Source organism: Pelodictyon clathratiforme, assembly GCF_982375515.1.
On the sequence record NZ_OZ455102.1, the window covers coordinates 1,354,877 to 1,377,806 of the forward strand.

Below are 22,930 nucleotides of genomic sequence, written 5' to 3' on the forward strand. Positions count from 1 at the left end.
AAACGGGCTTTTCAGAGGCCCATCACTTCAGCAAAGATCTGTTTTTCAGTAAATCCTGCCAGATCGATACTGTTCGAGCGGCAAAAGGTTACACAGGTGCCACAGCCTTGACAGAGGCCGGGATTGATATATGCGACCTGTTTAATAAGTCGACCGGAACGGTCGCGAATATCTTTTTTCTCGATGGCATTGTAGGGACAGGCGAGAACGCAGCCCCAGCATCCGGCGCAGGTTGCCTCGTTGTTCATGGCAATAACCGGTTCGCGCTCAAGCGTCTCCTTGCTGAAGAGGGCGAGTACCTTGCTTGCCGTTGCCGATGCCTGGGCAACCGAGTCGGGAATATCTTTTGGCGACTGGCATGCTCCGGCAAGGAATACGCCAGCCGTGGATGATTCAACAGGGCGGAGCTTGAGATGGGCTTCGTTGTAAAAACCGTATTCGTCATAAGCGATACCGATGATTTTTGCAAACTCTTTGGCATCGGACTGTGGTACCATAGCGGTGGCAAGAACAACCATATCAGCAACGACGGTAACGGGCTTGCCGAGAAGGGTATCGACACCCCGTACCATCAGTTTGCCGTTTTCCTGCCATACTTTGCTCACTCTGCCCCGGATATAGGATGCTTCATCATCTTCAATAGCACGCCGGGTAAATTCATCATAGCCTTTTCCTGCCGCACGGATATCCATATAAAAAATATGGGTTTTTCCCTCATGCGCCTTATGGGCGTAGAGCATGGCATGTTTTGCGGTGTACATGCAGCAGATCTTGGAGCAATAGCGTACCCCTTTTGATGGATCGCGTGACCCTGCACATTGGATAAAAACAACATTTTGCGGCTCCGATCCGTCAGAAGGACGAAGAATTTTTCCGGCAGTAGGGCCGCTTGCTGAAGCGAGGCGTTCAAATTGCAGGCCGGTGATGACGTCCGGAAATTTTCCGTAGCCATACTCGCCGTATACAGCCGTGTTCTGGATCTGGAACCCTGTTGCGACAACAATAGCTCCTATTTCGAGATCTATGAATTCATCCTGCATCTCAAAATCAATCGCATTGATTTGACAGGTTTTCTGGCATACCTTGCATTTACCGTTTTTAAAGAAGATGCAACTTGCCTTGTCAATAACCGGTATGTTCGGAACGGATTGGGCGAAGGGGGTATAAATTGCTGTACGTTTGCCAAGAGCGCAGTCAAATTCACTTGAGATTTTTTTGACCGGGCATTTGGTCATGCACTCACCACAGCCTGTACATTTGTGTATGTCAACATAGCGCGATTTCATGCGGATCCTGACCTTGAAATTGCCGATGTAGCCATCAACACTCTCGACTTCCGCATAGGTAAGAAGTCGAATATTTGGATGTTGGGCGGTCTCAACCATCCGGGGGGTCATAATGCACTGCGAGCAGTCGAGTGTCGGGAAGGTTTCCGACAACTGGGCCATGTGACCGCCAAGTGAGGGTTCACGCTCGACAAGCACAACTTCCTGGCCGGCATTGGCAATATCAAGCGCAGCCTGGAGTCCCGCGATACCTCCTCCGATGACCAGAGCCCTGCGGGTTACCGGTACCTCAATAGGCTGGAGTTTGTTGTTGCGCTTTACCTTTTCGACCATTGAACGGGTGATGTCCATGGCTTTTTCAGTTGCCATATTCACGTCGGTATGCACCCATGAACATTGTTCCCGAATGTTGGCGATTTCACAGAGATAGGGGTTCAGACCCGCTTCAGCACATGCCTTGCGGAAGGTGGCTTCATGCATTCTCGGTGAACAGGCAGCAATGACTATCCCGGTAAGGTTATTATCGCGAATCGCTTTTTTGACGCTTTCCTGGCCAGGATCCGAGCAGAAATATTTGTATTCGACAGAGACCGCAACACCAGGGTGTTCCCCCATGGCGGCAGCCAGCCTGGTACAATCAACCTTGGCTGCGACATTTTCGCCGCAGTGACAAATGAATACTCCAATTTTTGCCATTAATTCAATCTTTTAGTATGAAGCCGCCAGGCTGAACGGTGTGTATGGAATTCTACCGAAACCGTCTCCCCCTTGATATTTGTTCAACGTCCTGATCGTAGCCTAACGTTTCGATACAAGGTCGAGTGCAGGAACAAAATGCTCTCCTACAGCAACTTCCGAAGGGTCGGCGCCGCAGGCGATGGCGACAAGCTCTGAAATATAGTAAACCGGCATCTCCTTGACATCTCCGAATCGTTTTCTCATGCTTCCCTGGCGCATATCAAGGTTAGCCTGGCAGAGGGGACAGGCGACGACAAAGGCTTCTGCGCCATTGTCTGCAGCATTTTTTGCAATGGTGTGCGTGAGTTCTTCGATAAGCGGTTGCTGTGCAAGTGTGAGGCCCGCTCCACAGCACTCAATTTTGAATGCCCAGTTGACGGGTGTTGCTCCAAGTGCGGTCATGATTGCCTCCATCTTGAGCGGGTTTTCCGGATCATCAAAACCCATATCCTCCATTGGACGAATCAGCAGGCAGCCATAATAGCAGGCAAGATTAAGACCGGTAAGAGGCTTTTTGACCCTTTTTTTGATCTCTTCCGGATCCATGGCTTCAAGAAGCTGGGTAACACCGATAAATTCAGCTTTGCAGGTGAGCTCTATGCCGGTAATTGTCTGAACATCCTCCCGTAGCTCAGGAGAATCCATAAGAGTTTTCCGGGTGGTAACCTGACGGTTCTGACAGGCGGCACAGGGCGCCAGGACCAGTTCCAGTCCTTGTGCGTCGGCCAGAGCCTGGTTTCTGGCGGGCAGAAGAACAGCAAGCTTGTGGTTGGTGGCGTGTGCCGATGTTGCGCCGCAGCAGTTCCAGTCCTCAATTTCCTGTAGTTTAAGATCAAGCAGGGAACACATTTTTCTGACCGAAATATCAAATTCCCGAGCTGTGCCGCTAAGCGAGCATCCAGGATAATATCCGATGGTCATGCCAGGCTTGATGGAAAATGGCGCTCTCGGGATGAACTCTTTTTTTATCGGACGTCGTTTCGGAACCCTCAGATGCGACTCTTTTACTGAAGCTTCAAAAATTCTGGCGATCTGCTCTTTTCCCTTTACCGACCCTTTTCCTGTCAGGGTGTGTAAAGGTTTTATCTTCCCGTTCATGATCATCTTGACGCCTGACTGGGCATCCTGAAGAAAGCTTCTGGTGCGGAGCTTGTAACTGTTGACGAGTGAGAGTTCCTCCAGACGTCCGTGTTTGCGTACGTTATTGAGGAAGGAGGTGTGAAAGGCGTTGACCAGCTTTTTTGCCCGGTTTTCTGAAACAATATCCTTCTCAAGTGCAAGAGCCCTGAGTGAGTCCATGGTTGCCGCAATATCCATGTTCTGCGGACAGCGGGCCGTACAGGTCATACAGCCGACACAGAACCAGAGCGCATCGCTTTTCATGGCATCTTCTATATAGTTCGCCTGAACCAGACGCATGATTCTTGCCGGAGGATTGTCCATGAAGGCTCCGGCAGGACAGCCAGCAGTACATTTTCCGCACTGATAGCAGCAGTTATAATCATTTCCTGTGGACTCTTCAAGCTGGTGCTTAAGGCTGTCCATTACTGTCATCTTGATTTTTGACACGAGGTATAGGTTGCTTTACGTGGAGCGGGAAGTGAACTGAAACAACGGGGTATGTTAAGGAAAATTACATTAATGTCAAATAATTCAACGAGCCAAATTATTTTCGGCACGACAAACAGTATAATACCTGCAAAAGAGCTCAGGAGAGAGCCGATTACAAGGAACATCACCCAGCATTAAAGCATTCAATGTGCGGTCTGTAATTCACCAATTTCGTGCAGCAGGGAGCGGGAAAAGATCAGGAAGGCTATGGATATGATACTCTTTTTGCTTATGATGCGATGGCTTTTCATTTTTGTATCATGAATCATTTTTTCATTACAAGACCATGTTTGATGAAATAGAGTTTGACAAGATCAAGCGTCTTCCCAAGTATGTTTTTGCTGCAGTCAATGAGCTGAAAATGGCTGAACGCCGCGCAGGAGAGGATGTTATTGATTTCTCAATGGGTAATCCTGATGGCCCGACCCCCCAGCATATTGTCGATAAACTGATTGAAAGCATCAATAAACCCAGAACGCACGGTTATTCTGTTTCAAAGGGGATCTACAAGCTTCGTGGTGCAGTTGGAACCTGGTACCAGCGCAAATATAATGTCGATCTGGATCTGGATCGAGAGGTTGTTGCAACGATGGGTTCAAAAGAGGGCTATGTCCACCTTGTGCAGGCCATCACCAACCCCGGCGATCTTGCAATGGTTCCTGATCCTTGTTATCCCATCCACTCACAGGCATTCATTCTTGCCGGTGGCAATGTTCACCGCCTGAAACTTGAACTGAACGACGACTTTACCCTTGATGAAGAGGGCTTTTTCCACAATATTGAAAAAGCATTACGGGAATCTTCACCAAAACCCAAGTACCTCGTTGTCAATTTCCCTAACAATCCTACCACGGCAACCGTGGAGCTTCCCTTTTATGAGAAGCTGGTTGATATTGCCCGTCAGGAGCGTTTTTACATCATCAGTGATATTGCCTATGCCGAGCTTACCTATGACGGCTATGTGACTCCATCCATCCTGCAGGTTCCCGGCGCAAAGGATGTTGCGGTCGAAAGCTACACCCTCTCAAAAACCTACAACATGGCAGGGTGGCGTGTGGGCTTTATGGTCGGCAACGCCAAATTGATCGGCGCACTTGAAAAAATCAAGAGCTGGCTCGATTATGGCACCTTTACGCCTATTCAGGTTGCCTCCACTATCGCCCTTACCGAGGATCAGAGCTGCGTTGAGGAAATCTGCGAGGTCTATCGCAAACGGCGCGATGTCATGGTTAAAAGTTTTATCAATGCCGGATGGCCGGTTGTATCCCCCAGGGCAAGCATGTTTGTCTGGGCCCGGATTCCAGAACCATTCCGCTCCATGGGAAGCCTTGAGTTCAGCAAAAAGCTGCTGAGCGAAGCCAAGGTTGCCGTAAGCCCCGGCATAGGCTTTGGCGCCTATGGTGACGACTATGTGCGTATTGCCATGATCGAGAACGAAGAGCGCATCCGCCAGGCCGCCCGTAATATCCGCAAATTTTTGCGGGAATAATTGTTGTGGGGTATGTGTTACGCCGTTTCAGGGTGCACGCCGCAGGGGTACATATCGGTAAGGGCACGGCATGCCGTGCCCTTACGACAAATGTGATACCTCGAAAATTTCCTGTATTGCCTGCTGGATGGTGTCAACAACCATGCCGGAGGAGACCAGGCTTGCGACGTCGCTGGCGAGGTCTCCGGCCCTGCCGTGAAACCATGCGGCTGATGCTGCTGCATCTGAAAGGGATGCTCCTTTGGCTGAAAGCGCGGCAATCATGCCGGAGAGGACATCGCCTGAACCGGCAGTTGCAAGCGCTTCGGTACCGCTGGTGTTGAGAAGAACGGGCCCTTCAGCTTCTGCAATAATTGTGGGATTTCCTTTCAGAAGAACGCTCACTCCGTGGAGAGTGGCAAAGTTTCTGGCGCATTCAATCGGGTCGGATGCTATTTCTTCAATTGGTAATGTCGAGAGGCGGCTGAACTCTCCGTAATGCGGTGTGAGCAGCACCTCGCGGCATTTGCCCAACGCCTCTGCTATTCCGATAACCGGGAGGGCGTAGAGGGCATCAGCGTCAAGGATCACTTTTTTTGAGGTGACGATGGAAGACGCGAGCAGTTCTCTGACCAGCTCAATGGCTTCCTGATCGCGTCCGAGGCCGCATCCGATCAGGATTGTATCGGCCCAGTGTGCTTTTTCGGTAATGGTGGCAATATCTCTTCCAATAATAACTGCTTCCGGTATGGCGGTGTGCATTGCACCGGCCAAAGAGATCGGGAGGGAGAGACAAACATACCCTGCACCGCTTTTCAGTGCGGCTTTCGCGGAGAGGATGGCCGCCCCAAGCATCGAGCTTTGTGCGGTTTGTGATCCGGCAATGATCAGTACCTTGCCGTTCGTATGCTTTGCGCTCGACGCTTCTCTCAGGATAAACTGTTTAGCCGCAAACTCCTGGTCGACAAGAAGGTAGGAGGAGGGCTCAACGAGAAAGCGGGGGATGGAGATTTCCGCTATCTGCAGCTCTCCGCAGCACTCCGGCCCTTCGTTCAGATAGAATCCTCTTTTCGGGTATGCCATTGTGACGGTGATATCCGCCATGACTACCGGTGTGGCAGAGAGGCCTGTGGTTGCATCGAGTCCTGATGGAACATCAATGGCAAGGGTAAGGGCTCCTGTTTGGTCGCGGATGGTGTTGATCAGCTCAATGCCTTCAGAGAGGGGAGACGCAAGCGCCATTCCCGGTTTGTTCAGTCGCAGGCCGGTGCCTGTAATGGCATCGATGATGATATTGTAATGCGTTTCGGCAACGAAGGGCAGCGCCTCGTCATGGCTTTCGAAAATGCGCAAGGGGGCATCATGTTCACCGTAGGCTTGCAGTGTGGTGAGCCCTTGACGATTGACCCCTTGCAGCAGCGATTCGGGGTAGAGGAAAAGAAGATCGACCGAGGCTTCCAGATTGAGGAGATGGCGGGCCAGCACAAAGCCGTCACCTCCATTGTTGCCTTTGCCGCAGACCAGAAGAAAAGAGCATCCTGAAAAAGAGTCTCTTTTGAGGCTCTCTTTGATCACGCGAAGGCATTCACGACCGGCAAGCTCCATAAGGCGGGTTTCGCCGATATGGAGCAGTTCAATGGCAGCCTTGTCGGCCTTTTGCATTTCCTGTACAGTTACAACAGGCTGCATGACAGTTCCTTGTTTTTCCCGAGTGGGAGGGGTTAGAGTTCGTCAAGGTGGAGTGAGTTCTCAAGTGCGTGATAGTATGCGTCCGAAAGTTCCACAGTTGTGAAATGCAGGAGTTGCACTCCGTTTACAGCGATGTTGGCATCACGCTCCAAAACTTTTCCAATGACCCTGATCGGTACATGGTGCGCCAGAGCCTCTTCAATCACCTCTTTTGCCTTGTCGGGAGAGATGCTCAGCACGACCCGTCCTTGTGCTTCTGAAAAGAGCTGCTGCTGGATTTCGAAAGGCGTGCTGTTTGTCATTTCCAGATCGACGCTGAATCCCATTGGTACTTCGGTGTTCATGATCGCTTTTTCAGCAAGTGCAACAAAGAGACCTCCATCGGAAATGTCGTGAGCGGAATGGAGAAGCTTTTTTGATGCCAGTGCTACAAGCAGATCCTGGAGGTTTTTTTCATGTACCAGATCGATGGATGGAGCATCCTGGCCGGGTGTGCCGTATTGCATGATGAGGTATTCCGAAGCGTCCAGCGTGAGCTCAGGCTCTCCGAGAAGCAGGATGGCATCGCCGGGATTGGTGAAGGTTGATCCTACGAGATTGTCGATATCGTCGAGCAGACCGATCATGCCAATGGTTGGTGTGGGGTAGATTGCGGTGCGCAGGCCACCAATGAATGTTTCGTTATAGAAACTGACATTTCCGCCGGTTACCGGGGTGTTGAAGGCTCTGCAAGCTTCACCCATTCCCTGAACTGCTGTTTTGAACTGAAAATAGACCTCTGGCTTGTAAGGATTGCCGAAATTGAGGCAGTTGGTTATGGCCAGCGGTTTTGCACCCGAACAGGCGATATTTCTGGCACATTCAGCAACCGCAATTTTACCGCCTGCCAAAGGATTGAGATAGACATAACGGGCATTGCAGTCTGTTTTCATGGCAAGCCCTTTGCGTGATCCCTTGATGCGGATAACGGCGGCATCGGTATGGCCTACCGGAGTTACCGTATTCGTTTGCACCATGGAGTCATACTGGCGATAGACCCATTGTTTGCTTGCGATATTGGGGCGTGAAAGCAGTTCAAGGGCGATTGTCGGAAAATCAAGGTTTTTGTCCTCTTCAAGTTGCGCTATCGGGGTTTCGGGCTTTTTTTCGATGGCCTCGCGGATATAAACGGGTGCACCGCCTCCAAGTACCAGCGATTCAGCCGGAATTTCGGCGACAATTGAGCCGTGCTGCGAGACTCGCAAGAGATTGTCGCTCGTAACACGTCCGATGACGACGGCAAGCACATCCCATTTGCGGTATACCTCAATGATCTTCTCCTCAAATCCTTTTTCGGCAACAATAAGCATTCGTTCCTGTGACTCGGAGAGCATGATTTCATAAGCGCTCATCCCCGCTTCGCGAATAGGGACAAGATCAAGATCGATCTCTATGCCACCGGATCCGGTTTTTTCGATTCCTCTTGCACTCATTTCTGAGGTTGAGCTGGTTATTCCGGCAGCGCCCATATCCTGCAGACCGACAACATAACCGGTTGCGATAGCTTCAAGGGTCGCTTCAAGCAGAAGCTTTTCAGCAAAAGGGTCGCCAACCTGAACGCTTGGGCGTTTATCTTCCGATGCTTCGCTGAGATCTTCCGATGCGAAGGTTGCGCCGTGAATACCGTCTCTTCCGGTTGAGGAACCGACAATCAGGACGGGGTTGTCTTTACCGAGGGCCGTTGCACTGACGGTTTTATGGTGCTCAACAATGCCGACAGACATGGCATTGACCAGAGGATTACCGGTATAGCCCTCTTCAAAATAAATTTCACCCCCTACGGTCGGTACGCCGAATGAGTTGCCGTAATCGCCGATACCGCGAACCACACCATCAACCAGATAGCGGACATGGGGGTCTTTGGGTGATCCGAATCTGAGGGAGTTGAGCGATGCCACCGGACGTGCACCCATGGTGAAAATATCGCGGTGAATCCCGCCAACGCCGGTAGCCGCTCCCTGGTAAGGCTCGACTGCGGAGGGGTGGTTGTGTGATTCAATTTTAAACGCTACAGCAAGGTTGTCGCCGATATCGACCAGACCCGCGTTCTCTTCTCCTGCACCGGTCAGCAGCGCTCCGCCTTCGCGGGGAAGGGTTTTGAGCACCGCTATGGAATTTTTGTAACTACAGTGCTCCGACCACATGACGGAAAAAATGCCAAGCTCGGTAAAAGAGGGGACTCTTCCGAGAATGGCGCATATTTTATCGTACTCTTCACGGTTCAGGCCGTGTTCTGCGGCAAGGGCAAGGGTGACTTCAACTTCAGTATGTTTCACAGGGATACCGGTAAACGTTTCGGGAATTCAGGGTTGCTGTCCGTGACAGTTTTTATATTTTTTTCCGCTTCCGCAAGGGCAGAGGTCATTGCGGCCAGGTTTTTTTTCGGCTATGGCGGGCTGCTGCGGACTCTCTTCCTGGTTTGTTTCAGGTTCATCAGAAGATGCGGTGTAAACACTTTCTGCCGCTTTATGCTGTGCGATGAGTTTTTCCTGTCTGACAGCCGCTTTTCGCTGGCGCTCTTCCATTTCACGCGCCTCATCAGGGTTAACAGGAAAGAGCTTGAAGGCAAGAGAGAGGGTTTCGAGCTCGATGTCGTGCAAGAGATCAATAAAAAGACGGAATGCCTCCTGCTTGTATTCGAGCAGGGGATCTTTCTGGCCATAAGCGCGTAAATTGATTCCCTCACGCAAGGAGTCGATTTCGCGGAGGTGCTCTCGCCAGCGGAGGTCTATGACACTGAGAACGGCATATTTTTCAATTTGCTGCATGATCTCTTCGGGCATTGCAGCCTCTTTTCTGCGATAGAACGCAAGGGCGGTCTGGTAGAGCTTTTCGGCGGTAGCCTCAATCCCTTCGCGCTCAAAGGTATTGCGTTCAGGCTTGAATTCAATGGAGAGTTCGCGCATCAACTGTTCCTCAATAGCATCAACATCAAGCATCTTGTGGTGCTTTTTAATGACCAGCTCGCTGTAATCCCTGAGCAGGTCAAGGATATCACTGGTCAGGCGATCCTTGATAAGGCCGTTGCGGCGGCGTGAATAGATAACCTCACGCTGCTGGTTAAGGACATCATCATATTCAAGCAGACGTTTGCGGATCGAAAAGTTTTGCTCTTCAACCTTTTTCTGTGCACGCTCGATTGATTTGGTGATCATGGAGTGCTCAATGACATCTCCCTCTTCATGACCCAGACGATCCATAACGGAGATAACCCGATCGGAGCCGAACAGGCGCATCAGCTCATCTTCGAGAGAGACAAAGAAAACCGACTCACCCGGATCACCCTGTCGTCCGGCACGTCCACGGAGCTGGCGGTCGATACGACGGGACTCGTGACGTTCGGAACCAAGAATGAAGAGTCCGCCCAATTCGCGGACGCCACTACCGAGTTTGATATCGGTTCCACGTCCAGCCATGTTGGTAGCAATGGTTACTGCATTTTTCTGGCCCGCTTCGGCAACAATTTCCGCTTCACGATCATTTTGCCGTGCGTTGAGTACATTGTGAACGATTTTTCTTGCGCGAAGCATGCGTGAAAGGGTTTCCGAAACCTCAACACTGGTTGTACCGACAAGTACTGGCTGCCCCTTTTTCTGCAGCTCTTCAACCTTCAGAACAACGGCATTATATTTTTCGCGGCGGGTTTTATAGACCAAATCGTCCATGTCCTTGCGAACAATGGAGGCATTGGTCGGAATAACGACGACATCGAGCTTGTAGATTTCATAAAACTCTGAAGCTTCGGTTTCCGCTGTGCCGGTCATACCGGCGAGCTTTTTGTAGAGTCGGAAAAAATTCTGGATGGTGATGGTTGCCATGGTCTGCGTTTCACCCTCGATCTTGACATTCTCTTTTGCCTCGATCGCCTGGTGCAGTCCATCGCTGTATCGACGACCGGGAAGGATTCGTCCGGTAAACTCGTCGACAATCATAACCTGTCCGTTTTGGACTACATATTCATCGTCGCGCTCGAAGAGTGAGTAGGCTTTCAGGAGTTGACTGATGTTATGCAGCCGTTCTGAACGGTCAGCAAAAAGGCGGTATACCTCATCTTTTTTCTGAATTTTATCGGCTACCGGGATCAATGCGTCACTTTCAATGATGGCGACTTCTGAGCCGACATCGGGCAACATAAAAATATCGCTGTCCTGGTGGCTGAGCTTGCTGAGGAAGTCGCGACCCTTGTCGGTCAGATCAATGGTGTTCGCTTTTTCATCAACGGCGAAATAGAGTTCGTCATCGACCTCCTGCATCCGGCTTGAATTGTCTTTAAGGTATTCGTTTTCAGTACCCTGTACCAGTTTTGCCATACCCTGCTGTGAGAGCATTTTAATGTAGCGGGTGTTTTTTGGCTGTCCACGTTTGACGCGAAGGAGTGCAAGACCTGCTTCAGGATCGCCCGGTTTGGTTTTAATGAGTTTTTCAGCTTCACCGAGATATTTGGCGACGAGTTGCTGCTGTGCACGAACCAACTGCTCGATCCATGGTTTGATCTCCTGGAATTTGCTGTTGTCGGCATTGGGGACGGGGCCTGAAATGATCAGTGGCGTTCTGGCTTCATCAATCAGTACACTATCAACCTCATCAACGATGGCGTAGTAGAAGTTCCGCTGCACCATCTCTTCAGGGGTGCTGGCCATATTGTCGCGCAGATAGTCGAAGCCGAATTCATTGTTTGTACCATAGGTTATATCACAAGCGTACTGTTCCCTTCGCTCTTCGGGCCTCATCGTGTTGAGAATAACGCCTACCGAGAGGTTATGAAAGGCAAAGACCGGGCTCATCCACTCCTTGTCCCTCTGTGCAAGGTAATCATTGACCGTGACGACATGTACGCCTCTTCCTGTCAGGGCATTAAGAAAAACAGGGAGTGTTGACACAAGGGTTTTTCCTTCACCAGTTGCCATTTCGGAGATTTTTCCCGAATGGAGCACAATTCCTCCAATGAGCTGAACATCGTAGGGTACCATGTCCCAGATCATCTCTCTTCCCATGACCAGGTAGGTGTGTCCTTTAAGGCGCACACAGCTCTCTTTGACAAGGGCGAAGGTTTCAGGAAGAAGCTCTTCAAGTATGGCTGCGGTAGCCTGTTCGTACTCTTCAGCAAGGGTATCAAGGCGTGTGTTGATTGTTTCAGCCTCTTCAAGGTTGATATCCGGGTTATCGAGCTTCCGGGAGAGCGATGTTTTCTCCTGCTCAAGTGGCTCAAGAGTTTTTCGTACCCTCTGTTTCAGCGTTACCCCTCTCTCTCTCAACTGATCGTTACTCAGCGACGCCATGGTCATCTGCAGTTCGTTGATGCTGCTGACGAGAGGGCGGATTTTTTTGATATCCTTTTCGTGTTTGGAGCCGAAGATCTTTTCAAAAATTTTCAACATGTACAGGCCTTTGTGCTCTCTAAAGTTTCAGATAGTTTGTTGTGCGGAGAGGCCGGAGTATTTCTGATCCGTTTTCTCCGCTATGTCCAATTGATGCTCAAGGTATTGAATTAGACAGTGAGAAAAAAGCGGGATGCTTTGAAAAATAACTGGGAAGGGAGCTACCTGACCTTCCGGCTCCAGCGTCATTGTAGGAAGGAGTTCTGTTCTTATTCATTTTTCGTTGCAAGTTCAGCAAAAAACTCCTGGAGATGGTGGGTACCGAAAGCAGGAGCCACATGGTCAAATTTGAGTGCTTCAACAGCAAAAGAGAGGAGGTCGGCCAGGTTCCGGTTGAAAATCCCGGTCACCATAAGTCCTCCTTCGGCAAGCCACATAGGGAGTGGAGTTATCCATACCGGTTTTCCGCAAACATGGAATGCCATCTCCATCACTTCCCGAAAGGTATAGATATCGGGTCCGCCAACGGCAATTTCCCGGCATATGCCTTCTGCTCCATCAGCACACACCTTTGCAAGGTCGGCTCCATGAACCGGGTTAATTTTTTTTTCACCTTCACCAACCATGAACATATGGCCGCTTTGAGCCATTGAGAAAAATCGTCCCATGTCTGAAAAGTAACCGTTTGGGCGTATGACTGTCCAGGGAATTCCGGAGGCTTTGAGATCGGTAACAAAGAGTTCGTGAGCCTTGATTGAAGGAACATCAGCCATTTTGTCCTGGTTGAAGACCGAAACGTAGATGAATCTCGACACCTTTTCCTGGATAGCCTGCTCAAGGATGCGTCCGTTGCCGAGGTGATCGACATCAAAGCTGGTCAATTTCGGGTCGGGAGCTGTCAGGCCAAGTGAGGAAAAAACAAGATCGATCCCTTCGCAGATACCCTTGATGCTGTCAGGATTCGTTACATCACCAACGACAATTTCATCGGCGATATCGTAGACTGCTGGTTCGCCATGGGGGCCAGCAGTTTTGATTTTATCCGGGTTTCTTACCAGAATGCGGATATAATAACCCCTCTCTTTGAATTCCTTTATGGCGAATCTGCCAAGGTAGCCGGAAGCCCCGGCTATCAACACGTGCTTTTTTGTACTCATGGTATCAGTTCCTTTTTTTTGAGGTGCTTGCTGGCTGGATCAGTAAAATCAAGCATTTTTACGGTTAAAACGTTCGAAGTCCTTTTATTTCCTTACGCCAGCAGTGAAAAAGAAGATGACCAGCGTAGCCTGCAAAATCAGGCTTTAAAATGGTACGGGCCTCGGCATCAAGGGCAAGATAACGGGCCGGAGTCAAGGATTGAAGGGCTGTTGTGCTGTTGAACCATTGTCCGAGGTATTGTTTGACATGGGTATCAATCGGAAATGCGTCGAAACGGCCGAGCCCGAAGAGCGCAATGCAATCGGCTATTTTGTAACCGACACCTTCGTTTTGGCATAGAGTCCTGCGCAGTTCCGAAAGGGGGAGCAGTGGGTCAGAGAGGGCGTCAAGGTCAATTTTTCCGTCGGCAACTCCTTTGGCGATCCTCACGATGTTGCGCGCTCTGGGATGATTATTGTTTGTGCAAGTGCTGAGTGCAATGGGATTGGCGGCTGCAAGTCGTTCGGGAGAGGGGAAGTGGTGCAGGGTGATTTCCTTTCCGGAATATGAAATTGTCCTCTTTTCGCCATAGTTCTGCAGAAGCATGGAAACCTGTTTTCTGATCAGGGGCATGCCGATGCCCTGGGCACACATAAACGAGATCATGGTTTCAAACGGATCCTGCCTCATGATTCTAACCGGAAAATAGTCGGTCAGGAGCTGCCAGAGTGTTGGATACAGGTGAGAGAAATTATCAGGAAAAATCTGTTCGGTATCGATATCAAATGTAAAGTAATGGGAGATAAAATCCACTAACGGGACGCCATTAATCACCTTATCTTCAGCATAAACTTCAAGCTCATTATCAGCTATCTGCTTGATAATCAAAGGCTTGGATTTGATTATTGCAGCATAGAAATCCGGTTCATCTTTATTGATATTCCATAAAAATGATTGTCCGCTAAAGAGAGTTTGGCGGATATCGAACGGCGCCCTTGTTTTTATTATAGTGTAATAATTCAAGTAGTATTAGCTTGATTTTTATTGTGAATAATTATGGCATATTATTCTAAAATATACATTTGTATAAATTAGTCAACTGTTTTTAATGAAATAATTTAAGTTATTTGGAATAAAATTTTTTTAGTATTTTTCCGGGCCTGTTTTTTGTGATTAAATGGAGGTATAGTTTGTTGGTATTCGTTTATTAAAATCAAGAATTATTGATTTTATATGGGTATATATTTTTTTTCAGAGCTCCTGTTATTTTCTGTACAGATGTTGTGTGCAGAGGCGCTATCAGGCTGATATTCTTTTCATATACTGTTGTTTATATTTACTGTATGGTCAATTTTATTTATGAAAGGTGCTGGTATTGCTACTGAAAAAAAGATTTTTCTGGAGATTTTATTTGCCGTCATTGTTTGCTCTATAATTGCTATGGAACGGTGGTTTTATTGATGATATTATTCGTTTAAAATATCTTGTATTTACTTATATTTATTTATTTTATCAGTTTTTTGGGGATGGTATAAGCGAGAAAAATGAGGAGAGGTTAGTGTGTGGAGCTGCATCAGACCGGATAAGTTCAAACGTGAGATTATGAGCTTCCGGGGTAAAAAGAGAGATGACAGCAACTTCGGCGACATCACTTCGGTCAATAACTCCTGTAACGATATTGTCGCCGGTATCAAAGAGCAAGTCATGCATCAGTACGGGGCCGTCAAGCAGTCCGCCTGGCCTGAGGATGGTGTATGCATATCCCGGTTCTGAGTAGAGTTTGCGCACCTCATTTTCGCTCTCCAGCTTCATGGTGAGTACATGGCCATATTTGTTCAGGGGGTGATCAGGTTTGGTTACTCCGAGAGAGCTTATGAGCACAAAGCGCTTGATGCCCTGCTCTTTGGCAAGTGTCGCCAGCCTGATGACTCCGTCACGGTCGATGGCTGATGGAGGCGGGGCTTCTGGATCGGTTACCTTGCCGCCGATGGCGCAGATCACGGCATCAGCATGACGCAATGCAGCCTTGATCTCTTCAGGATGCTCAAGAGAACCGATAGTGAGTTTGTCGATGATTTCAGGACCGAAAAGCTCAAGCGCTTTTTTACCCGATCGGACAAAGAGATGGTAGTCGAGGTTATGACTCTGCAGGCGTTTGACTATCCACTCGCCCGTTCTGCCGGTAGCACCGACAACGAGGATGGTTCCGTTAAATTGTATCATGAGTGTTTTCAGTTTTGAGTTATGGTTTTCTGGCACCTCAAAAATTGCTCTTCTCATGTATTGAGGTGCCAGGGAGGGGTAGGATATGCTGGTTTTGCAGGATGCCGGATTGACAAATGTGTTCAGTTGAACAGTGAAAACTTGACGTTACAGACCATGGTCAAGTCAACCAGTGCGTGCAGAAAGATGACACTTCTGATATCGCGATACCAGAAAAAACTCAGGGCCCAGCTTCCGGCAATGAGCATCTGTACCGGCATGAAAAAAGGTTTATAGATGCTTGTCTGGACGACATGTTCCGGCAGAATATTGATCCAGAAGAGACCGTGGATGAGGCCGCTGTAGATTATGAAAAACAGGAAGCCCGTGATAAAAAGTGCCCAGGGGTTTTGCGTAAAGCGGCCTGCAAGAGCGGTACCGAGACGAAAAACAGCATAAAACATGAAGGTTTCGGCAATGCCGTTGCCGATACTGAATACCAGAACGGTAGGCCAATCGAGTGCACGTCCCCCATCGGTTGTGGAGTGGGAATAGACCCAGGCATTGATTGCAACCACGATGACAGAGGCAACCAGCAGCGAGACTCTTCTTGTGTCAAATTCTCGGTTGAATGTCAGAATATCTTTTTTGAAAAAGATGATGCCAACAAGAAATGCAAAGGCCCAGTAGGCATAAATCATCATTGGTACCGATAGTTCCATGATTCAGGTGAGGGTTAAATGGGTGAACAAACTGTTTCTGTTTTCTTGGTCAATGCTTCCGCATGATAGGAGCTTCGGACGAAAGGGCCGGATTGGACGTGCCGGAAGCCGGCTCCTTCGGCAAAGCTCCGGTACTGCTCAAACTCTTCCGGCGTGATGTAGCGTTCGACCGGCAGATGCAGGGCTGAGGGCTGTAAATACTGGCCGATCGTTACCATGTCGCACCCATGAAGGAGGAGGTCACCAAGCGAGATCGCCACCTCCTCTGCAGTTTCACCCATACCCACCATCATTCCTGATTTTGTGGTAAGACCGTGCATCTCTTTTGCCCGTTGCAACAGACGAAGTGATGTTGCGTAGTTTGCCTGCGGGCGAACCTTCGTATAAAGGGAGGGTACGGTTTCAATATTGTGGTTCAGAATTTCGGGAAGCTCCGCCATGACGAGATCCATAGCGCGTTCATTACCTTCGAAATCAGGAATAAGGCATTCGATGGTCACAAACGGGTTCAGGGTACGGATGGCACGAATCGTTGCCACCCAGTATTCTGCACCTCCGTCAGGCAAATCGTCACGGGTGACACTGGTCAGGACGGTGTGCTTCAGTTGCATGGAGTGAACAGCAAGGGCAATTTTTTCAGGTTCACGGGGATCAGGTGCCGGCGGGTTTGAAGCCTTGCCAACGGCACAGAATCTGCAGTTTCGTGTGCAGACTGTTCCGAGAAGGAGGAAGGTTGCTGTACCGCGTGACCAGCACTCCTGCAAGTTGGGGCACATTGCCGAACGACAGACGGTATGCAGACTGTGACGGTCAAGCAGTCGTTTTGTTGAAGCAAAAGATGCTCCGGAGGATAACCTTATTTTCAACCATTCCGGTTTTTTTCCAGGTACATGTTCCATGAGCACTGTACTGCGTGTAGGTTAATGATTCCAGGGGGCTTAATATAGCTAATCGGGGAGTTCTTTTTGGGACGAATTATCTTTTATGCAAGCAGGAGTACTCTCTTCAGTTGTGCTGGAGGAGGCAAAAAATAAGTCCACCAATTACTGCCAGATGATGGACTTGCAGAGAACCCGGGCAGCAAAAAATTCTGGTATTATGCGCCGATATCCATTTTTAAAGCTTTTCCTGGTTTAAACTTGACAACCTTTTTTGCAGCAATGGTAATTGCCTCGCCGGTCATGGGATTGCGCCCTTCCCGTTCAGCGCGGTCGACAATCGTGAATGTGCCGAATCCGGCAAGGGGAACATCAACACCATTTTTCAAAGAGTCTGAAACAATAGTGACAAAGGCTTTGAGGGCGCGATCGGCGTCAATTTTGCTCAGTTGAGCCTGATCGGCAATTTTTTCTACTAAGGCATTTTTTGACATATGGCGGCTGTTTTGATTGTTGAAGAGAGTGTTCTGATATCCATGGATTTTGCGGCACAACTATTTCTGCAAAAGGCGCAAAGCAGAAAATCCGTCAAGGAAGAGGATGAGCAGGTACGCACAGAAAAGAGCGTTGTTCTCTTGTTTATGGCAATTATCAGTTTACGCTATCCGATCCTGACCGGTCACTTGCTAATAAAACACAATATTTTCATGTTTTCCAAGCTGATACGATAAATATACCCTAAGCCTCTTTTGTGCCCTGCAACGCAAACAGGGGGTCGGGATAACAAAATCCGCTTTTTCAGACGATTTTTTACTACGTTCCAAAGATGATGTAACTCATTCGCAGTTGGCCATGGATGGGCGACCATTATCCCTTGTGATCTGATTAACCAACTGGCAGGATACCGTGAAAAAACAGGAGCTTCGAGGAAAATGGCCGTTGGTGATTCCGTCGAAGTATTTTGCCGGATTGTTTCTCTTTCTGGTGGCGCTTTTTTTTGGTACGACCCTTTTTGAATATCAATATCGGAAATCGGAAATTGAGCATATCATGCGTGAAGAGGCTACCTTGCTTATTCACGCATTGAACGAAGGTGCTGAAAATGCTATTACAGGCTACAATGAGAATAGCTCGCTGCTTACCGGGAGCCTTATGAGCCAGTTGAGGCTTCTTGATCGTATTGATAAAAAAACAGCTCTGACCTCTGCAGATTTGACTGAAATTGCCGGATCGGGAGGAATCTATCGCATCAATATTTTTGATCGTAACGGAAAGAGGATTGCTTTCAATACTCCGCCCGATCATGATCCGCTGGCCCAGCAGTGTGATCCGAAACTGGAGTTACAACCGATTTTTTCACGGCAGACAGACTCTCTTGTTGTCGGCATCAGAGAGAGTTCTTCCAAAAGAGGGGCACGGCTGGTTGTTGCTGTTGCCCGGAGCCGGGGTGGTGCGATTACCGGAAATATTGATGCGTCAAGGTTAATCAATCTTCGTCGTCAACTTGGGGTTGGACGACTTATTCAGCGCATTGGGGCTGATACAACGGGTATTGATTATATCATCTGGCAGGATACGACGGCCATTCTGGCTGCTACACCAAATGTTACCGGAGCAGAGCCTCTTCTCTCGGATACGGTTCTGGCAAAGGCTCTTTTACAGAAAAAGCCAACAACCCGATTTACAATATTTGACGGGCGCAAGGTTTTTGAAGTCGTTAAACCATTTTTTTATCAGGATATCAATGTTGGGTTACTTCGCATTGGTCTCAAAACTGATCATTTTACCATTGCCCTGACAAAGCTGCGCACCCGCTTTATCATGCTTGCCTTTCTCTTCTGTTTCGCTGCTCTCGTTATGCTGAATCTGGTGATGACCCGCAGGAGTGAGCTTCGTATGGCACAAGCTTATCAGCGTGCGCAGACTTTTTCGTCAACCATACTGGAGAGTATGGCAGATGCTGTTGTAGCGGTCAATGCAGATTGTTCTATCACTCTTGTGAATGGGGCTTCGGAAAGGCTTTTTGCTCTCTCCTCCCTCAATGCCCTCAACACACCGGTGGCGCAAATACTGCCAGAATGCGCGGAGTTTTTCTCAATCATCATGGCTGAAAAAAGAGTATCGCTCCACAGGGAACTTGAGTGTATCGTTGGAGGCAAAACCCTCTTTCTTGCTGGTAATTTCACGCTTATTACAGGCGTTGACCGCTCTGTTGAAGGAGCCCTTGGCGTTTTTCGGGATCTGAGCGAACAGCGATCGATGCAGCGAATCATCAATCGTCAGGAAAAGCTCAGTGCAATGGGTGAGCTTGCATCCGGAGTTGCCCATGAAATCCGAAACCCTCTTAATGCCATAGGGATTCTTGCGCAGCGGCTTGCTATAGAGTTTTCACCGACGGCGGATGAAGAGGAATACCGCCAGCTTGTTCGTGCCGTGGTCTCCGAGGTGTATCGCGTCAATGCCATTATCCAGCGATTTTTGAAATTTGCCCGTCCCTCAAAACTCATTATGATCAAGAGTGATCTGGATGAGTTTATGCTCTCCTATCGTCATCTTCTTCAGGGGGAAGCTGATGCAAAAGGGATCAGATTCTCCCTGAACACCGATAGTGGAGCAATGGTAAACATTGATCATGAACAGATGCGGCAGGCGCTGCTCAATCTTGTACAAAATGCGGTTGAAGCCACAGAGGAAGGGGGAGAGATTACGGTTTCTCTTTTCTGCCGTGAAAACCAGGCGCTTATTGAGATTGTCGATACTGGCAGAGGAATTCCGGAAAAAGAGAGAGCCCGGATCTTCAACCTCTATTTCACGACAAAGGATGAAGGGACGGGTATGGGGCTGAGTATTGCAAATCAGATTATTCAGTCACATGGCGGTATTATTGAAATTGAGAGTGAAGAGCATCAGGGGAGCTGCTTCAGGATCAAACTGCCTCTGGCGGAATAGTTCGTCATGATAACAACATAAACCAGGTTGGAGCATGAGTCATACCATTCTTGTTGTCGAAGATGAAAAGGTACAACTGGAGAGCATTGCCGGTTATTTATCCAAACAAGGCTATCATGTGCTTACCTCATCACGGCCGGTTGAGGCATTGGTCATAGCAAGGGAGCATGCTGTCGATATTGTGCTGACTGACTTCAAAATGCCCGCAATGAGCGGTGTGGAACTTCTCGATGCACTCAAAAAACTGAATCCCGGTATTGAAGTGATTATCATGACCGCATATGGCAGTATTGAGTCGGCAACAGAGGCTATGAAGCTCGGAGCGGTGGACTATATTACCAAACCCATTGATCTTTGCCAGCTTCAGCTTATGATCCGTAACACACTGGAACGGAAGTTACTTGTCAGTGAAAACCGTCAGCTTCGCCAGCAACTTTCAGAGCGCTTCAGTTTCGAGGGGATTGTTTCACAATCAACAGCAATGAGCCAGGTACTCAATATTGCCGGGCGGGTAGCTTCCAGCAACGCACCTGTTCTTATTACCGGTGAGACCGGAACAGGCAAGGAGCTTATCGCCAAAGCGGTTCATTTTGCAGGTTCCCACCATGAAAAACCTTTTGTTGCTGTCAACTGTGCAGCGCTGCCTGAAAATTTGCTTGAAAGTGAACTTTTCGGCCATGAGAAGGGTGCGTTTACGGGAGCTGATCGTCAGCGCAAAGGGCGTTTTGAAATGGCTGAAGGAGGAACCCTCTTTATTGATGAAGTTGGCGAAATACCACTGGCCTTGCAGGTCAAACTGCTCAGGGTTTTACAGGAAAAATCATTTGAACGTGTCGGAAGTTCTCATTCTCTTCAGACAAATGCGCGCATTGTTGCAGCAACCAACCGGGATTTGGAGGCGATGGTGCGAGAAGGGAAATTCCGGGAAGATCTTTTCTATCGCCTGAACGTTGTTGCTATCAGAATTCCTCCACTCAGGGAACGCAGGGCTGATATTCCTCCACTTATCGATGCATTTATCTCGCGCTTTGCTTCCGAAAACAAGAAACGGATTACCGGTATTTCAAGGGAGGCAATGGATACGCTTATGAAATATCCCTACCCGGGCAATGTTCGTGAACTTGAAAATATTGTGCAGCAGTCCATTGTGCTTTGTCGCGCGGAGATAATTACCCGTGACGACCTGCCGTTACGGGTTCATGAAGCCTTTTCCGAAAAAGCATCACCCCTCGAAATGGAGGGAACGTTCATCGAAAAGGTGGAAGCTTTTGAGAAATCATTGATTCTTGCAGCACTGAAAGAGGCTGGTAATGTGCAGACACGCGCATCCGAACGGCTGGGAATAGGCGAAAGACATCTGCGATACAAGCTGAAAAAATATGGAATGAAATAATCTTTCGGCGAGCGGTTTTTTTGCCTACAGTGACGACGATATGGTCGATTTTACGACGAACAAGTCGATACTTCGGAGAATACTGAGGCAAAAAACGCAGGGTACATAATTTTAAAATCTATGATTATCAATAGATAAGACTATTGACCCGTTTCTGGCACGCAATTTGATGTTATGGATAGTGATGGCGGAATGAACAGGGAAGAGTGTTCCGCTTTCAGAACGATAACATTATCCATTTAAACAGGAGTTCTCATGAAAAAAATTATTGGTATGCTTGCGGTTGCCGGAATGGTATTTTTCTTTTCACAGAGCAGTCAGGTTTTTGCGAAGGGTCCACAGAATCAGGGAATGAGTATGATCGGTGGGGGTGGTATGAGCAATTTTGTTGATCTTAATGGTGATGGCGTTAACGACAGGGCACTTGATGCCGATGGCGATGGAGTTATCAACCGTCTGGATGCTGATTATGTCCGTCCTCAGGATGGTACAGGCAGTGGTCGTGGAGCCGTTTCAGGGACAGGAACAGGTACACCAATCCTTGATGGCACAGGCCCTCATGGCGCAGGAAGAGCAGTTCGTTGATTGAGTTTGTAACCATTATTTCAGGTAAGGGAGCTTCCCTGTGAAAGCTCCTCCGCCTGGAATACTTTTCAAGAGAAGATTATGTTTGTTGCCAAAACAGTAACTATTGTTGTTGTTGTCCTCTCTTTGGGCTGTTTTGTTCGAGAGGCATTTGCCGAAGAGCAGGCAACAGTCAACATGAAGCAGCAAGGGCTGCAAAAAAATGAATCACCAAAAAAGCTGCAATTTCTTGATGAAGATGGTGATGGCTTAAATGATCTGATTCGGGACAGTGATGGTGATGGTATTCCCGACGGGAGGATGTGTGACGGGAGTGGAAATAGCTTGGGCCGGGGAGGTTTTAACCGGCAGGGTGGTGGCTGGATGATAATGAATGGTGCGGGAAATGGTGGGTTCGGGAGAGGTTCTGGTAACGGAGTCCGTCAGGGACGGGGAAGAAGATAAACTTGAAGAGAGATAAATCGCTAAAATTTAATGATGATAACGTTATGAAACGATTGGTATTGGTTATGGGTATGGCATTATTTATAAACCCGGCTGCTGATGCGGCAACGAAAACGTTGGATGGTCAGGCAATTTTTGACAGGAACTGCAGTGTTTGTCATACGGTAAGCCCTCCACCAAAATCAGCTCCTCCGATAGCTCCTCTTGCTTCTCGATATCGTATAAAATTTAAAACGAAAGAGGAGGGAGTCAATCATATGGTCGCATTTCTGAAATCACCAAATACGCAAAATGCCGTTGAGTCACAAGCCATTAGAAGATTTGGGCTGATGCCGCCATCTCCACTTTCAGAACCGGAATTGAGAGTTGTAGCCGGATGGGTTTGGGATCAGTATAATCCGGCGACAGGAGCTTGTGGAGGTTTAAGAAACAAAGGACGAATGAACCAATATTGAGCACACAATGTTCGTT

General features: G+C 48.6%; 18 protein-coding genes. 7 read left to right on the forward strand and 11 right to left on the reverse strand.

The genetic code is table 11. The annotated features are described in order from the left end of the window. Positions 1 to 11 precede the first annotated feature (11 nt). On the reverse strand, positions 12 to 1,982 hold the full coding sequence (locus AC56AD_RS06605; RefSeq protein ID WP_012508062.1) for a CoB--CoM heterodisulfide reductase iron-sulfur subunit A family protein: 1,971 nt from the start codon (positions 1,980 to 1,982) through the stop codon (positions 12 to 14). 102 nt (positions 1,983 to 2,084) lie between these two features. Further along, positions 2,085 to 3,578: a heterodisulfide reductase-related iron-sulfur binding cluster gene (locus AC56AD_RS06610; protein ID WP_012508063.1), complete on the reverse strand. Its 1,494-nt coding sequence runs from the start codon at positions 3,576 to 3,578 to the stop codon at positions 2,085 to 2,087. Positions 3,579 to 3,921: 343 nt separating this feature from the next. On the opposite strand from AC56AD_RS06610, the gene AC56AD_RS06615 reads away from it, so the two are divergent. Then, positions 3,922 to 5,124 carry an LL-diaminopimelate aminotransferase gene (locus AC56AD_RS06615; RefSeq protein WP_012508064.1) on the forward strand — a complete coding sequence of 401 codons (1,203 nt, stop codon included), beginning with the start codon at positions 3,922 to 3,924 and terminating at the stop codon, positions 5,122 to 5,124. Between the two features lie 81 nt (positions 5,125 to 5,205). On the opposite strand, the gene AC56AD_RS06620 is transcribed toward AC56AD_RS06615, so the two are convergent. The 9 genes from AC56AD_RS06620 to AC56AD_RS06660 form a co-directional block, all read right to left on the reverse strand. After that, a complete protein-coding gene (locus tag AC56AD_RS06620) occupies positions 5,206 to 6,792 on the reverse strand; it encodes a bifunctional ADP-dependent NAD(P)H-hydrate dehydratase/NAD(P)H-hydrate epimerase (RefSeq protein WP_012508065.1) in 1,587 nt (528 codons plus the stop codon). A 32-nt stretch (positions 6,793 to 6,824) separates the two neighbouring features. Beyond that, positions 6,825 to 9,107, reverse strand: coding sequence for a phosphoribosylformylglycinamidine synthase subunit PurL (gene purL / locus AC56AD_RS06625; RefSeq protein WP_012508066.1), 2,283 nt, complete (start codon positions 9,105 to 9,107; stop codon positions 6,825 to 6,827). Between the two features lie 27 nt (positions 9,108 to 9,134). After that, entirely contained in the window at positions 9,135 to 12,209 is a 3,075-nt protein-coding gene (gene secA / locus AC56AD_RS06630) for a preprotein translocase subunit SecA (RefSeq protein WP_012508067.1), read from the reverse strand. A 209-nt stretch (positions 12,210 to 12,418) separates the two neighbouring features. After that, complete coding sequence (locus AC56AD_RS06635) at positions 12,419 to 13,306, reverse strand: SDR family oxidoreductase (RefSeq protein ID WP_012508068.1); 888 nt, start codon at positions 13,304 to 13,306, stop codon at positions 12,419 to 12,421. A gap of 64 nt (positions 13,307 to 13,370) precedes the next feature. Next, positions 13,371 to 14,309 (reverse strand): DNA-3-methyladenine glycosylase family protein, encoded by a 939-nt coding sequence (locus AC56AD_RS06640; protein WP_012508069.1) that lies wholly within the window; start codon positions 14,307 to 14,309, stop codon positions 13,371 to 13,373. Between the two features lie 489 nt (positions 14,310 to 14,798). Continuing rightward, positions 14,799 to 15,509 (reverse strand): SDR family oxidoreductase, encoded by a 711-nt coding sequence (locus AC56AD_RS06645; RefSeq protein WP_012508070.1) that lies wholly within the window; start codon positions 15,507 to 15,509, stop codon positions 14,799 to 14,801. A 122-nt stretch (positions 15,510 to 15,631) separates the two neighbouring features. Then, a complete protein-coding gene (locus AC56AD_RS06650; protein ID WP_041526465.1) occupies positions 15,632 to 16,210 on the reverse strand; it encodes a hypothetical protein in 579 nt (192 codons plus the stop codon). Positions 16,211 to 16,224: 14 nt separating this feature from the next. Beyond that, positions 16,225 to 17,109 carry a lipoyl synthase gene (gene lipA, locus AC56AD_RS06655; protein ID WP_012508072.1) on the reverse strand — a complete coding sequence of 295 codons (885 nt, stop codon included), beginning with the start codon at positions 17,107 to 17,109 and terminating at the stop codon, positions 16,225 to 16,227. 197 nt (positions 17,110 to 17,306) lie between these two features. Continuing rightward, on the reverse strand, positions 17,307 to 17,582 hold the full coding sequence (locus AC56AD_RS06660) for an HU family DNA-binding protein (protein ID WP_012508073.1): 276 nt from the start codon (positions 17,580 to 17,582) through the stop codon (positions 17,307 to 17,309). Between AC56AD_RS06660 and AC56AD_RS06665 the strand changes: the two genes are divergently transcribed. The 6 genes from AC56AD_RS06665 to AC56AD_RS06690 all read left to right on the forward strand — a co-directional run bounded on the left by AC56AD_RS06665 (position 17,583) and on the right by AC56AD_RS06690 (position 22,914). Continuing rightward, a complete protein-coding gene (locus AC56AD_RS06665) occupies positions 17,583 to 17,819 on the forward strand; it encodes a hypothetical protein (protein WP_041526466.1) in 237 nt (78 codons plus the stop codon). Between the two features lie 175 nt (positions 17,820 to 17,994). Next, the gene (locus AC56AD_RS06670; RefSeq protein WP_012508074.1) at positions 17,995 to 20,037 is read left to right on the forward strand and encodes an ATP-binding protein; all 2,043 of its coding nucleotides are present in this window, start codon (positions 17,995 to 17,997) and stop codon (positions 20,035 to 20,037) included. Between the two features lie 34 nt (positions 20,038 to 20,071). Continuing rightward, a complete protein-coding gene (locus AC56AD_RS06675; RefSeq protein WP_012508075.1) occupies positions 20,072 to 21,430 on the forward strand; it encodes a sigma-54-dependent transcriptional regulator in 1,359 nt (452 codons plus the stop codon). A gap of 255 nt (positions 21,431 to 21,685) precedes the next feature. Beyond that, positions 21,686 to 22,015: a hypothetical protein gene (locus AC56AD_RS06680; RefSeq protein ID WP_012508076.1), complete on the forward strand. Its 330-nt coding sequence runs from the start codon at positions 21,686 to 21,688 to the stop codon at positions 22,013 to 22,015. Between the two features lie 81 nt (positions 22,016 to 22,096). Beyond that, complete coding sequence (locus AC56AD_RS06685; RefSeq protein ID WP_012508077.1) at positions 22,097 to 22,459, forward strand: hypothetical protein; 363 nt, start codon at positions 22,097 to 22,099, stop codon at positions 22,457 to 22,459. 44 nt (positions 22,460 to 22,503) lie between these two features. Further along, complete coding sequence (locus AC56AD_RS06690) at positions 22,504 to 22,914, forward strand: c-type cytochrome (RefSeq protein WP_012508078.1); 411 nt, start codon at positions 22,504 to 22,506, stop codon at positions 22,912 to 22,914. Positions 22,915 to 22,930: the final 16 nt, after the last annotated feature.

Coding starts and splice junctions, on each gene's coding strand:
- AC56AD_RS06605 (WP_012508062.1), bottom strand. CDS start 1,982: ATGGCAAAAATTGGAGTATTCATTTGTCACTGCGGCGAAAATGTCGCA.
- AC56AD_RS06610 (WP_012508063.1), bottom strand. CDS start 3,578: ATGACAGTAATGGACAGCCTTAAGCACCAGCTTGAAGAGTCCACAGGA.
- AC56AD_RS06615 (WP_012508064.1), top strand. CDS start 3,922: ATGTTTGATGAAATAGAGTTTGACAAGATCAAGCGTCTTCCCAAGTAT.
- AC56AD_RS06620 (WP_012508065.1), bottom strand. CDS start 6,792: ATGCAGCCTGTTGTAACTGTACAGGAAATGCAAAAGGCCGACAAGGCT.
- secA (WP_012508067.1), bottom strand. CDS start 12,209: ATGTTGAAAATTTTTGAAAAGATCTTCGGCTCCAAACACGAAAAGGAT.
- AC56AD_RS06635 (WP_012508068.1), bottom strand. CDS start 13,306: ATGAGTACAAAAAAGCACGTGTTGATAGCCGGGGCTTCCGGCTACCTT.
- AC56AD_RS06645 (WP_012508070.1), bottom strand. CDS start 15,509: ATGATACAATTTAACGGAACCATCCTCGTTGTCGGTGCTACCGGCAGA.
- AC56AD_RS06650 (WP_041526465.1), bottom strand. CDS start 16,210: ATGGAACTATCGGTACCAATGATGATTTATGCCTACTGGGCCTTTGCA.
- lipA (WP_012508072.1), bottom strand. CDS start 17,109: ATGGAACATGTACCTGGAAAAAAACCGGAATGGTTGAAAATAAGGTTA.
- AC56AD_RS06660 (WP_012508073.1), bottom strand. CDS start 17,582: ATGTCAAAAAATGCCTTAGTAGAAAAAATTGCCGATCAGGCTCAACTG.
- AC56AD_RS06665 (WP_041526466.1), top strand. CDS start 17,583: ATGGCGGCTGTTTTGATTGTTGAAGAGAGTGTTCTGATATCCATGGAT.
- AC56AD_RS06675 (WP_012508075.1), top strand. CDS start 20,072: ATGAGTCATACCATTCTTGTTGTCGAAGATGAAAAGGTACAACTGGAG.
- AC56AD_RS06680 (WP_012508076.1), top strand. CDS start 21,686: ATGAAAAAAATTATTGGTATGCTTGCGGTTGCCGGAATGGTATTTTTC.
- AC56AD_RS06685 (WP_012508077.1), top strand. CDS start 22,097: ATGTTTGTTGCCAAAACAGTAACTATTGTTGTTGTTGTCCTCTCTTTG.
- AC56AD_RS06690 (WP_012508078.1), top strand. CDS start 22,504: ATGAAACGATTGGTATTGGTTATGGGTATGGCATTATTTATAAACCCG.